This window comes from Gleimia sp. 6138-11-ORH1 (genome assembly GCF_024814355.1).
Taxonomy (GTDB): Bacteria; Actinomycetota; Actinomycetes; order Actinomycetales; family Actinomycetaceae; genus Gleimia.
Window position 1 is genome coordinate 242289 of record NZ_JANUXV010000002.1, and the last position, 13640, is coordinate 255928.

A 13640-nucleotide genomic window follows, 5' to 3' on the forward strand; every position below is an offset into this window, starting at 1 on the left:
GATTATTTTCCTAGGGCGGCGGTGAAGTCTTTATTTTTCTTTTTCAGCCAAAATGACTTCGATTCCTTTGGCTTGTAGGTTTTGTAGTTGTTGGTTGCTGATTCCAGTATCGGTGATAATGGTGGAAACTATTGAAAGTGGGGCGATGCGGGCGAAAGCTGTTTGTCCAAGTTTAGTTGAGTCGGTGAGGACCACTACTTTTTTAGCGGCTTTGGCTAAAGCGGCGTTTACTTCTGCTTCGCCCTCGTGATTGGCGTAGATTCCGGATTCTAAATCGACTCCGTTTACTCCCAGGAAGAGGGTATCGACGCTGATGTGTGGGAGGATGAGGGAAGCTAGCGGGCCGATGAGTTCATAGGAGCGGGCGCGGGCTACTCCCCCGGTGACAACAACGCGGACTCGAGGGCGCACTATCAGGTCGTTAGCAATGTTAATGGAATTGGTTACCAGCGTAATTCCGTCTTCTGCGAAACTGTCTTCTGCGCTGACTCGCACTCCTGTTTCGTAGGCGGCTAAGGTGGTGGTGGTGCCACCGTTGAAGCCGATTACTTCGCCTGGTTTCACTAGGTTGGCGGCGGCTAGGGCGATCGCGGTTTTTTCGTTGGTGCAGGTGACGGCGCGGTAGCGGAGGGGGAGTTCGCCGGTGGAGGCGTTGGTGGTGGCTCCGCCGCGGGTGCGGACGATTAGCTGCTGTTCGGCGAGGGTATCTAAATCTCTGCGTACGGTGGCGGCAGATACGTTTAGAACTTCGATAGCGTCTTCTACTCTGATGGAGCCTCGTTCGATTACTAAATCTACGAGTTTTGAGAGACGATCCTGTCTGTTCATTGCCGTGTTCCTAGAGTTTTATGCAGTTTTGCGCAAACATCGTTATTTGCGTTTTCTGACTATTCTGTGGGTGTATAAATCACTGTGAGTGTAGGTTCTTTGACTATTTTAATCGATCGATAATAAAGTTCCGCAGAATCACTACCGTCGATTTATTGTGATTGATATACTCTAAGTGTAATCAATATTTATCATTTGGTACAGGGACTATCGAAGGTGTAGTCAACAAATGATTAACTTTTTCAAGTGAGGTAAAAATATGAGCATCACTAGCATGGAAATTGCTTCTCAACCTGAAATTTGGGCTCGCGTAGTTGAGCTTGCCGCCGCAGACGCGCCCTTAGCTAATGACGGCGAATCCGTTGCGGTAATCGGTTGCGGTACTTCTTGGTTCATCGCTCAGTCCTACACTCGCGCCCGCGAAGTAGCTGGCAAGGGCATTTCAGATGCTTTCACCGCTACGGAATTCCCAATCGAACGCGATTACGACCGAGTTATCTGCCTGTCTCGTTCCGGTACCACTACCGAAATTATTGACATTATGAAGCACCTGCACGAAAAGGGTAAGCCAGCTACTTTGATCACTGCAGTAGCACCTGGCCCAGCTTCTCCCTATGCAGCTCGCGAAATCGTCTTGGACTTTGCCGACGAAAAATCCGTTGTCCAAACCCGTTTCGCCACCTCCGCACTGGTTTACTTCCGTGCTTCTTTGGGCGAAGACCTCACCCAAACGATTGCCGACGCTAAAACTGCTGTTGAGGTAGAAATCCCCCAGCGTTGGATTGACGCCACCCAGATTACTTTCCTGGGCACTGGCTGGACTATTGGGATCGCTAACGAAGCTGGTTTGAAGCTCCGTGAAGCAAGCCAGTCTTGGACTGAAACCTACCCGGCAATGGAATACCGTCACGGCCCCATTTCCATCGCTGAACCCGGTCGCCTCACCTGGGCTTTCGGAGAAGTTCCCGTAGGATTGCGTGAACAGACTGAAGCCACAGGCGCTGAATTTGTTCACTCAGATTTAGATCCTTTAGCAGACCTGATTGTGGCACAGCGCGTGGCAGTGGCGCGCGCTGAAGCTAAGGGACTAAACCCTGATACTCCCCGTAACTTAACTCGTTCAGTCATCCTAGACGAACAGTGAGTTTACTGCGGCGGGTATGCGCGCATACCCGCCGCTTAACTTTAACCAAAGGTACATCATTACACTTTTGGGCATGATTTCAATAAACAGGAGATAAAGTGGCTTACGCAATTGGTATTGACGTGGGAGGTACCACCATCAAAGCTGCCGTCACCAGCTCAACCGGCGCTATCTGTGACACCTGGCAAACCCTCACCCCCTCGTCTGAGCAAGAACTTATTTCCAGCCTGCAAACTATAGTCGAACGCTTCCACCAGCGCCTAGCTGCTAAAGAAATCAAAGACGGAGAAACTACCGTAACTAGTTTGCTGCAAACTGTTGGCTTCGACGTACCTGGCATTGTCAACGAAAAAACAGGGATAGCTGAGTTCTCAGCCAATCTAAATTGGAAAGACTTTCCAGCTAAAGCCAGGTTAGAATCCCGTTTAGGGACACCGGTTGCTTTTGGCCACGATGTACGTTCAGGGGCCTTAGCTGAATCATTTTGGGGAGTTAAACTTCCCGACTTCTTCTATATCGCCATTGGCACCGGTATTGCTTCAACCCTGATCCTAGATAAGCGAATTGTTGCCGCCCACCCCTGGGCAGGCGAAATTGGGCAAATCCCCGTTTTCCCTGAATACCGAGGAATTGAAGGCGCCTTACGCCCCGCAGTACTTCACCAGCCACTTCCCTTAGAACAGATTTGTTCCGCCGCGGGGATCACTCGTCGCGCTGTTGAACTGGGATTAGTTTCTGAATCTGACGGTTCCGCCGGAGTTTACGCTCTGGCTGATAAGCTCCCTAATCCAATAGATGCCAATGAGTTCCTCAAAGCCCAAAAAGCTCAGTCGATTATTGATACAGCGCTAACTACCTTAGCTCATGCGGTTGCACACTTCTTAGCTGGTGTGGGCCCGATTCCCGTAGTTTTAGGTGGCGGCTTAGCTAACCGTGGTCAGCAGTTACTTGACCATTTCCAGGCTGAACTTAAAGTCGCTTTAGGGATCGTCCCCGCCCCCAGTGTTCACCTGGCGCAGCTGGGCTCCTGGTCGCAGGTGCAGGGCGCCGCGTTACGAGCTTTTATCGCAGAAGAGGTACTTTAAATGGCTGCTATTTGGACACTTACTCCAAACCCAGCGTTAGATATTACTCACCGTATTCCCAAGCTGAACGTAGGGCTCCCCCACCGGGTTGAGAATGTTACGGTACGCCCCGGCGGAAAAGGTTTAAATGTTTCCCGCGTGTTAGCACAACTGGGTGTTCCCACTGTAGCCACCGGCTTCTTGGGGGGCACTAATGGGGCGCGGTTACAAGAGCTGCTCGCCGATTTAAATACCGGTCAGTTAATCACGTCTCGGTTCATTTCCACGTTAGGGCAAACTCGTCTTTCCCTGGCGGTTGTAGATGACGACGGGGAAGCCACGGTTTTTAACGAGGCCGGCTCTACTCCCAGCGACACGGAATGGGAGGGTCTGCTGAGTTTACTGGCAGCTTCTTTACAACCGGGCGATTTAGTTGCCTGCAGTGGTTCTTTCCCCGGGAGTTCTTCCCCCAGTTGGATGTCCCGCCTGGTCGCTTGCGCACATGATGCTGGCGCGCGGATTTTAGTGGATGCTTCCGGCCCGATTTTAGTTGCTGCCTGCGAAGCGGGAGCAGATTTTGTTAAGCCCAATGATTTGGAGTTAAAAGAAACTACCGGCTGTGACACTGTGGCAGAAGGCGCTGCACAGTTGCTTTCTAAAGGCGTGCGGGTAGTGATTACTTCCGAGGGCGCTGCCGGAATGTCAGTTTTCACTAAGACAGGTGCGTATCGGGCAAAGCCCGCCCAACTGGTAAGTGGTAATCCCACTGGGGCTGGTGACGCGTCGGTAGCTGCTTGGTGTAAACACTTAGCACAGTTATTTGCTGACCATGAGTTAGCTTGGGCGCCCTCGGCAGCAGAAATCGCCGCTGGCCTGCCAACTGCTGTAGCTCTTTCCGGCGCTGCCGTGGCCTGCCCGGTTGCCGGAGAAGTTGATTTTGAACTGTATAAAACTATGGAACCGAAAGTGAAAGTGGAGGACTACTAATGCCTTTAGTTGATATTCGTAAAATGGCGGCTGAAGCTGCCGCTCAAAAAGTTGGCTTAGGTGCTTTTAACGTGGTGCTACTTGAGTTTGCTGCCGCACAAATTGACGCAGCTGAGCGCGTTAATCGCCCGATTATTTTGCAGCTTTCGCAAAATGCGGTGAAATATCACGGTGGGCGTTTAGCGCCTTTGGGGAAGGCAATGATTGCTTTGGCTGAGGGCGCTTCTGTGCCGGTAGCTGTTCACTTAGATCACGCCGAGGACGTAGATTTGTGCCGCGCGGCAGTGGATCTGGGCTTTAACTCGGTAATGTATGACGGCTCCCATTTAGATGATGAAACTAACCGCGAAACTACTGCGAAAGTTGTGGAGTTTTGCCACGCTGCCGGAGTAGCTGTGGAAGCTGAACTGGGGGAAGTAGGCGGGAAAAACGGCGTGCACGATCCGTCAGCTCGTACTAACCCGGAAGACGCTGCGAAGTTCGTAGCCGATACGGGGGTTGATTTACTGGCAGTTGCGGTGGGTTCTTCTCATGCGATGACTACTCGCGGTGCGGTTTTGGATACTGATTTAATTGCTGCGATTCGCGATGCTGTGCCAGTTCCGCTGGTGTTGCATGGTTCTTCCGGGGTTTCCGATGAGGGTATGGTAGCTGCAATTAAGGCGGGGATGACAAAGATTAACGTCTCCACCCACTTGAATGTAGGGTTCACCGCAGTGGTACGCGAAATTTTAAGTGGTGACGAAAAGCTAGTAGATCCTCGTAAGTACATTGGTCCAGGACGCGACCATGTGACCGAGGAAGTAGCTCGTCTGCTGACTCTGTACGCCACCGCCTAATTTTTCCCCACTAAGGTACGTGCTTGCAAAAACCACTAAGGTACGTGCTTACATAAACCCTTGATTACTTAATAGTTTTCACATTTAACCAAAGGTACGTGGTTGCATTTTCGGTTCCGAAAATGCAACCACGTACCTTTAAATTATTTGAGTTTAAGTACCCTAAAGAAGTTTTAAACGGGTAACTATACTTAACTTCGCCAACGCCCTTAGCCCGGACATTAGCCTCCCAGATATTTGGCTCGAAAATCAGGATCTAAAAGCTCTTGCGGAGAACGCCCTCGGGCAAGCAACTGCCCCATCAGCCGCACAGCAGGTGCCGCATGGGAAAAGAAATCGTAGTATCCTGCGCACAAATAATTTTGCGGATAATCACCAGCTTGGCTAACAAAACGATCCTTAGGACAACCACCGTGGCAGAAAACCCGCACCGGACACGCCAAGCACTTTTTCGACAAAGTCTCTAACTTCGCCCGCCCAAACTCCTGTTGGAAAGGAGATGAAAGCATTTGAATGAAGTCCGCTCCTTCACCCAAATTGCCAAGCACGTACCCTTCTTCAACATAGTGATCGCAAGAATAAACATCCCCATTATGTTCAATCGCCAACGCCGCACCACACACCGGGGAATGCACACACACCGTAGGTACGTTCATTAAATTTCCCAACATAGTGTCAAAATGTTGCACGAAAACCCTACCAATATCCCGCGGCAACCATTCGTTGAAAATATCCTTCATAAACTGCCCAAAACCAGCCGGAGAAACAGAGCGATCCGTCACGCAATCCCCCGACTGCCGGTACATGATTTGATGCTGGCGATTAACCTGCCAACCCGCTTGGGCTAACGGTAAATACTCTTTCGGAACTCGTTCCACAATCGGAATGAACTGCAGGTAGGTAGCGTTTAACTCATCTGTGAAAAAACGATAGACTTCCGTGCCGCGCTTTTCGTTTTCCGCGTGAACTGTGCAGAGAATATTTCGCTCCACCCCATGTTTTTCTAAAAAATGCCACCCTCGTAAAACTTGGTCAAAAGACCCCCTACCCGCTTTATTCACGCGGAAAGCATCGTGAATATCCTTCGGCCCGTCAATTGAAACGCCCAGCAGAAAATTATTAGCTTTAAAGAACTCAGCCCATTCATCGTTAATCAACGTGGCGTTAGTTTGCATCGCGTGGAAAACGTTTTGGGTGGGGCGCGCGTATTTTTTCCCTAACTTCACAGCCAGCTTAAAAAAGTCCAGTCCTCGTAAAGTTGGTTCGCCGCCTTGCCACACTAAGGTTACATCGCCATCTGCGTGACTATTTAAATAGTTTTCAATATATTTTTCCAACGCTTCCGGGCTCATCATTTGTGACCCGTGATCATATAAAAGTTCTTTGGAAAGGAAAAAACAGTAGGTGCAATCTAGGTTACAAGCGGCTCCCGTAGGTTTGGCAACCACATTGAAAGGAAGATGTTTCGGTGTTTCCATCTGTCCCCTCCGCTTCATTAAAGATGTACCTTATGCAAAAACACTAAGCACGTACCTTGCTTAAATTATAGAGGTACGTGCTTAGTTTTATTTAACTGGTTTAGAGAAACTAAAAGCGGGTGGTTTTCCAAAACGTTGGAAAACCACCCGCTGATTAGGTTTAGACCTTAGGTGTCACAGAGGTCTTAGCTGTGGCGACGGCGGGAAGCTACGAGAGCCAGAACGCCAGCACCTGCTAAGGTCACTGTAGCTGCTGCCAGACCCAGTGCATCCACACCGGTCTTAGGTAGCGGAGTCTTAGGAGGTACAACACTGTGTAGGGTATCGCAGCCGACCTGAACATCACAGGTGTGACGATCCTTAATCGGGTCTTCGCTGACAACAGCGTTAACTAGATCTGCTTTAACCTTGGAGTTTACAGTCACTGAGAAAGTCACCGTGACAGTCTGGCCAGCAGCCAGATCGCCGTTCCAAGTGAGGATACCGTCCTTAACCATTAGTTCACCGGCGCCGTCAACGACCTTTGCATCATTATTGTAGGTAGCGTGAGCCAGGACCTTAGAGAGGTCATCCTTAATGGAAGCCATCTTTACGCGGTCACCGGAAGCATGCTTAACGGTAATGGTGTAGTCGATCTTGTCGCCAGCCTTAACGGCCTTTGGTGTGGTTGAGGTCTTAGAGTAAGTGTACTTACCCTTTTCAACTGTATGACGTACTTCGCAACCTACTGTGTCATCACAGGAGTGGCGTGGCTTATCGTCTAGAGACTTAACTGCGTTAATCAGTTCAGCATCTCCATCAGCATCTACTGTTACAGAGAAGGTGATGGTTACGATTTGGCCGATCGCCAGGTCGCCGTCCCACTTCAGTAAGTTACCGTTTTCAACGGTAACAGTACCGGAAGTAGCTGCTGCGTCATCATTGTAAGTCGCATTCTGAAGGACATTCTGCAGGTCATCAACAATAGATGCACCGGTGATGCGAGTACCCTCAGTATGCTTCACTGTGATTGTGTAGTTGATCTTATCGCCAGACTGAACTACCGAAGCGTTTACTGGGGTAGAGGACTTAGCGTAAGTGTACTTTCCTTCCGGAACTTCGTTGGTAACTACACAAACTTCTGCAGGAGTACAGGTTCCGCGTGGGTCACCTGGGGTAACGGTGTTAACCAAGGAAACAGCGGTATCTGCATTTACATCCACACTGAAAGTGATGGTTACGGTAGCGCCGATTGCTAAATCGCCGTTCCAGGTGAGCAGTCCATCAACAACTTCAACGGTTCCTGCGCTGGCAGTTGCGTCATTGTTGTAGGTTGCCTGACCATCGGTGAGGATCTTCTTGAAGTTATCAGTGATAGAAGCACCCTTTACACGGTCTCCGGAAGCGTGCTTTACAGTCAAGGTGTAGACGAGTTTCTCGCCTGCAACGACGCTAGTGCCATCCTTAGGAGTTCCGTCCTTAACCACGGCGGAGGCTTTAGCTACGTTGTAGGTGCCGCCTTCCACCAGGTGACGGGTAGAACATCCTTCTGGAGCACATGACCAGCGTTCCTTAACTGGGTCTTCGCTGATAACTGCGTTTAGCAGCTCAGCTGAGCCGTTTGCGTCCACAGTTACAGAGAAGGTGATTACCACTGCTTCGCTTGGAGCCAGATCACCAGTCCAGGTAAGTACGTTATCTTTAACGGCAACTGCGCCTGGGCCGGAAACTAGGGTGGCATCGTTGTTGTAAGTAGCGTTTGCCAGTAAGCCAGTAAAGTCATCCTTGATAGATGCAGCCTTTACACGGTCTCCGGATACATGGTTTACCTTCAAGGTGTAGGTAATCTTTTCACCGGAGGTTACCTTTTCAGGCTTATCAGCGGTCTTAGAGAAGGTGTACTTACCTAATTCCACGTTGTGTACAGTGGTACAGTTTTGATCTACTTGTTCTTCACAGTCGTGACGTTCTTTATCAGGATCGATAGAAGTTACGACGTTAACGAGTTCAGCTGCACCATTGGCATCAACGGTTACTGAGAAGGTGATGGTTACTACGTCGCCGATTTCCAGGTCACCGTTCCAGTTCAGGACTCCATCTTTAACCTCTACTGCTCCCTTAGACGCTTTCACGTCGTTATTGTAAGCAGAGTTGGCCAGAACGTTGGTTAGATCGTCCTTGATGGATGCCTTCTTTACGCGGTCACCGGAAGCGTGCTTAACGGTAATGGTGTAATCAATCTTCTCACCAGACTTCACTACCTTTGGAGTAGTGGAGCTCTTAGCGTAGGTGTACTTACCCTTTTCAATGGTGTGGGTGGTGGTACAGTTTTGGTCTCCGTCTTCACAGGAGCCACCGTTTCCACCTGGGGTAACTACGTTAACTGCGGTTAGGTCACCGTCAGCATTTACGCGAACGCTGTAGGTTACCTTAATAACGTCACCTGGCACGAGGTCGCCAGTCCAGGTCAGAGACTTGGTTGCGGCGTCGAAGTTTGCAGTTCCCTTATTAGGTGTTACTACAGGAGCACCAACTAGTTCTGCATCGTCTAATACACGAGTCAGGTCGTCGGTGAAGGTTGCAGCAGTAACCTTGGTTCCATCGGTGTGGCGTACGGTAACGGTGTAGTCAATAACATCGTTGCTTAGTACGGCATTGCCGGCTTTACCCTGTACTGCAGCAGCCTTCTTAACTGTGTAGGTGCCTGGTTTGAAAGTGTGGTTGGTGGTACAACCAACAGTGTCGTCACAAGATCCCTTTGGATTGGTAGGTACTACCACGTTGCGTAGTGCATTGGAGGTACCCACCTTAGCGTTAACAGAGTAGGTAATGGTAACTACCTGGTCTTTAACTAAGGTGCCGTTCCACTTGATCTTGTTATCTGCGAAGGTAACTGTTCCCTTTTCACCATTGTTGGTGGTTACTACCGCGTCATTGTTGTAATCAGCGTCAGTGAGAACTGCAGCCAGATCGTCTTCCAAGGAAGCGTTGGTTACGCGTAGGTTACCGACGTGGGAAACCTTAACGGTGTAGGTTACCTTTTGTCCTGGAACTACGGCAGTGCCGCTTGCAGGATCGGAGGTCTTGGAGACCTTGTAGGTGCCATCATCAACTGGTGGCAGTTTCTTTTCTGCCGTTGCGGTTACAGGAGTGTCACGTGGGGATACGCCGGTAACTTTCGCGGTGTTGTCGATGGTGGTTCCCAGTTCGAGGTCGCTTGCCTTAACGGTGTAGTTCGCGGTCCAAACGATCTTCTGTCCAGGAGCCATAGCGTCAACTGTTCCAGTTGATGCTGCGGTGTCCACTACGGGAGCTGCATCCAAGGTGATCGGCTGGCCGAAACCGTTGGTGAAGGCTTCTTCAGTTAGAGCAACATTGTGCAAAACTGCAGTTCCGGTGTTGGTTGCGGTGAAGGTGTACTTCACTACGTCGCCTGCACGAACTTCGTCCTTATCGGCAGTCTTTACCAGTTCGATTGCTGGCTTAACAATACCTGCGTCGATGTCGGTGCGAGCTTCACCTGGTTTGAGAACTACGTTAGTTACTACTCCAGCGCCATCTGGGTCAGAGTCGATGGTAGTGTCCGTTCCAACCTTAGTGGTGGTGAATTCGTACTTTTCAGCGACTTTGTCTGCTGGGATGGTGAAGGTTACCTTGTAGCCAGCTGCGTCAGAGGCGCGGAGGCTTGGTACTAGGTAGGTACCGTCTGCCTTAGTCTGGACGGTAACGTCAACTGGGTTACCCAAGTCGTCAGTACCGGTTACGCGCACGTCAGCACCTGCTACGGCAGGTTCGCCATCTTCGTAAAGTCCGTTACCATTTGCGTCGATGAAGAAGCGGTCGCCAATTGAAGCGGCGATGGTGGTTTCTTTACGGTTGATTGGTCCAACGGGGAAGGTTAGTCCCTGAGCAGATGCACCAACGGTGTTGATGTATTCTTCTGCTTTCTTATTGGCGATACCTTCCATGGCAACTTCGAATTCAACAGACTGGCCTACAGAGAAAGCGCCTTCACGCTTCACGTATAAACCGGTTACTTCGGTGAGGGATGCGGGGCATCCGCCGCCGTTGTCGATTACTGGGTTACCATTTACTGCCGCGTCACACCAAGTTGTGGTGCCTCCGGGGAGGTTGCTTGCATCTGAACCATGTACGTGGATGGATGCGCTGTCAGCCTTGGTGTAGAGAATCTTTTCACCAGATTTTGCAGTTGCCGATACAAAGTTGAAATCACCGTCGTAGGCGGAGCCGTTGGTGCCGCGCTTAGGTAGCACGTCGATTACAATCGGATCGCTTACTGCAGCTGCTGATGGTTCGTTGTTGTTTACCAACAGAACACGCCACTTGTGAATATCGCGATTTTGAGCTCCTGCTGGGTTTACCTGGAGAACAGGGGTTAAAGCAATCTTTGCGAGCTTCATACCAGCTGGGTTAGTGATCGAGATGGTTGCTTCAGAAGTGCGTAGGCTTACTGGAGACTGGTCGCCTTCTGCCCAGATTTCTACCTTGTTAGCGTAGGAACCGGTCTTAGCGATGTCCAGAACTTCAGTGGTGACATTAATTGGTTTCCACTTGCCGTTGATTTCGGCATTTGGGAATTCCCAACGAATGTAGGTATCGCCTGGCTTACACTTGTTGGCAAGTTTAGCATCAGCCGGTACACCATCAGTTGAAACGATGGTTGGTTCTGGGACAGAACTTACAAATGCAGATGCGCCTGGTAGACAGTCTTCAATCCAAACTGGAGCAGTGTTACCTGGTAGTTTGGTTGCATTTGAGGTGAGTGAAGGTGAAAGCTGGTATTGGACAATGTCACCACCAGAAACCTGTGGAGGAGTTGAAGTGAATTCTCCGGCTTCTCCCTTTCGTACCTTCTTATCAATACGAACCTGTACGTCACCAACAATCAGACGGTCACCCAAAACACCGTTAAATGTGTCGGAGGCAACTTCACCTGGGTTATAGGTAGAGCTGTTCCAATTCACCTTAGGATCGGCTAGGACTTCGTCAAGGGTGTAGCTGGTTCCGTCAGTACGGGTAACGCGCTTCATGCTTGCCCAGTTAGGGATTACGGTTCCTGGTTTTAGATCTGGTGCAACTTCCATACCTACTGCGAAGTTGGTACGGGTACCGTAGCCAAGTCCTTCGAATTTACCAACTGCTGGAGGTAATACTACGAAAATACGAACGCGACCAACGCCGGTGTAAACGCCTTCAGCTGCTTTGGCTGGGTCGTTACCTGGTACTGCAGCTGGGTCGTCAAACCATGGTCCCTTGTCATTTCCACAAGCAGAAACGTGATTGTTGCCGTAATCGGTAGAAGATCCACCTGGCAGAGCAGAATACTGTACTTTGATGGTCGGTACTTGAGATTTCATCGTAGCGTCCATGCTGTTAGTACCTTCTGGGTTAGCTACGTTGTCATAGCCGGTAATCCAGACTGCTTCACCTTCGGAAGGAACGCCTCGTCCCCAACCAGTTGGGCGTGGCTTGTCAAGATAAGTAGTTCCAAGCCAGTTCTTCTTCTTTAGGTAGAGTTTTGAGTTATCCCAAGAGTCACAGACAACCATAGAGTCGGTAACGTCTACCGCAGGGTTAGGGCCTGTGAAACGAATAATGGAAACTACTTCCTGGGTAGGAGCAACAGTTTGCTGTCCGTCACGGTAAGTACCTCCACCTGGTAGGCCTTCGCCTCTCCACTTATCGCTAGAGACGAATTGTTCTGGCGGAGTGTTATTTTCTACGCCAACTACACCTGCGAAGTACTTTGAAACGCTACCGGTAACAGAGATGTTAAAGGTAGTTGATCGGTAATCGTTAGTTGGATTAGCATCCCCATTTTGCACATCTGCGTCGGTGAAACCTTGAACTCGTAAATTCTTGAATTTATTTACGGATTTTAAGGATTTGCTTTCAGGATCCTTAGGGTTTGGAGTACCGAAATCTTTGGTGGTTGCTACCGGGGTGTAAACGTAGAATGCGCGTGAAATCGCGTATCCCTTGCTAACGTCCAAAGGTACTCCAGAACGAGCAGTCATAGTTGGAGAGGTACGCAGTGATAGGTCAGGATTCTCGAAAGTTAAGGTTACTTCCTTACCTGGCTGACTACCGCCGTTAGCTTGTCCGTCGATTTTCATCGTGCCGGAGTCAATTACAGCGTTAGTAGCATCTAGCTGGATGCCGTTTTCACTAACGCCAACCTTTGAACCTGCAATACCAAAGTTATTGATAGCTGGGTAAATTCGCGCCCCGTATTTGTCAATATTTGCTTTGATCTGCTGGTGCTGCTCTGGAGTTAGTTCTGGGTAGAGAGATTCTGGACTTAAATCGTCTACTAAAGTGACATCTCCGATACCAGGCATAATACCCTTACCGCCGTTAGGTGCCATTAGCATCACGCTATGGGTAACTCGGAAACAGCTTTGCTTTGTATCCCAAGGGCAAGGAGCGAATACTGGTGTGGATACGTAACCCGTATCTGGGGTGGTTTGGAAGGTGTTCTTAGAAACATCCCACTTCAGCTTCGATGAAGCAGTAACAGATGGAAGGTTCGCATTAACAACCTCTTCTGCAATTCCATCTGCCTTGTATGAGAAGGAAGCAGGGGTTAGCTTGTGTCCCTGTGGAGCTAAGTTAGATAGTTTCACGGAGAAACCGTAGTTTAGGGAAGCCCCTCCATCAACGTCACCGAGATTACAGGTAACGGTCTGCTGTGCCATCTGATCCAGCGCATTAGCAGTCAACGGGAAGGTGACACCCGCGAAAGGATCCTGTGGTTCCAGGCTTGAGCCTTCTGCTTTACAAATACCTGGCAGTTCTGCCAAGGTTACACCTTTAGGAAGAACAATCTTAGTTGTAAAGTTCTTTACTGGATCTGAACCAGTCTGGTAGTTAATCCGGTAGACGAAAGTATCGTTTACACGAACAATTCCGTTATTTGCGCTTGAGTCATTACCGGCGGTGTCGTCACCGTCGAAGCTGGCAGTACCGTCACTGGCCAGTTCTACAGAAGCGTTAATTGGACCGCCTGCAGCGAAGAAGCTGGTACGTCCAGCTGGAATCGGCTTTGCAGAAGTCTCATTCTTCGGAGCTTCAGTTACAGCTGCAGGTTCGTTAGCATTTTTTTCACCCCCCAAAACATCGTTTTCGGAGGTCTTTGAATTTGAATCTGCTACAGATTTATCGTCTGCAACAGGTGCGTTAGCTTCACTAACGTCTGTAGCAAGGGCGAGGTTTCCTGCCCCTACCATCAATGCCAAAGAGAGAGTACCTACCATGGCCGCGCGCGATGCGCGTCCAAACGGCAGTTTCTTAGACATAC

Annotated in this window: 7 protein-coding genes; 4 read left to right on the forward strand and 3 right to left on the reverse strand. The window is 49.8% G+C overall.

The window, feature by feature from the left end; genetic code table 11:
* Positions 1–30: 30 nt before the first annotated feature.
* Positions 31–828 (reverse strand): DeoR/GlpR family DNA-binding transcription regulator, encoded by a 798-nt coding sequence (locus tag NXS08_RS04755; RefSeq protein ID WP_259137874.1) that lies wholly within the window; start codon positions 826–828, stop codon positions 31–33.
* Between the two features lie 259 nt (positions 829–1087).
* Between NXS08_RS04755 and NXS08_RS04760 the strand changes: the two genes are divergently transcribed.
* From NXS08_RS04760 to NXS08_RS04775, 4 genes are all read left to right on the forward strand, one after another.
* On the forward strand, positions 1088–1972 hold the full coding sequence (locus NXS08_RS04760; protein ID WP_259137876.1) for an SIS domain-containing protein: 885 nt from the start codon (positions 1088–1090) through the stop codon (positions 1970–1972).
* A gap of 98 nt (positions 1973–2070) precedes the next feature.
* A complete protein-coding gene (locus tag NXS08_RS04765; protein ID WP_259137879.1) occupies positions 2071–3057 on the forward strand; it encodes an ROK family protein in 987 nt (328 codons plus the stop codon).
* Positions 3058–4023: a 1-phosphofructokinase family hexose kinase gene (locus tag NXS08_RS04770; RefSeq protein ID WP_259137881.1), complete on the forward strand. Its 966-nt coding sequence runs from the start codon at positions 3058–3060 to the stop codon at positions 4021–4023. It abuts the gene before it with no gap.
* Complete coding sequence (locus NXS08_RS04775; protein ID WP_259137883.1) at positions 4023–4862, forward strand: class II fructose-bisphosphate aldolase; 840 nt, start codon at positions 4023–4025, stop codon at positions 4860–4862. The genes NXS08_RS04770 and NXS08_RS04775 overlap by 1 nt, the downstream gene beginning before the upstream one ends.
* Positions 4863–5083: 221 nt before the next feature.
* On the opposite strand, the gene NXS08_RS04780 is transcribed toward NXS08_RS04775, so the two are convergent.
* Together NXS08_RS04780 and NXS08_RS04785 are read right to left on the reverse strand one after the other, a co-directional pair.
* Complete coding sequence (locus tag NXS08_RS04780) at positions 5084–6340, reverse strand: anaerobic sulfatase maturase (RefSeq protein WP_259137885.1); 1257 nt, start codon at positions 6338–6340, stop codon at positions 5084–5086.
* Between the two features lie 185 nt (positions 6341–6525).
* A complete protein-coding gene (locus NXS08_RS04785) occupies positions 6526–13638 on the reverse strand; it encodes an SdrD B-like domain-containing protein (RefSeq protein WP_259137888.1) in 7113 nt (2370 codons plus the stop codon).
* Positions 13639–13640 lie beyond the last annotated feature (2 nt).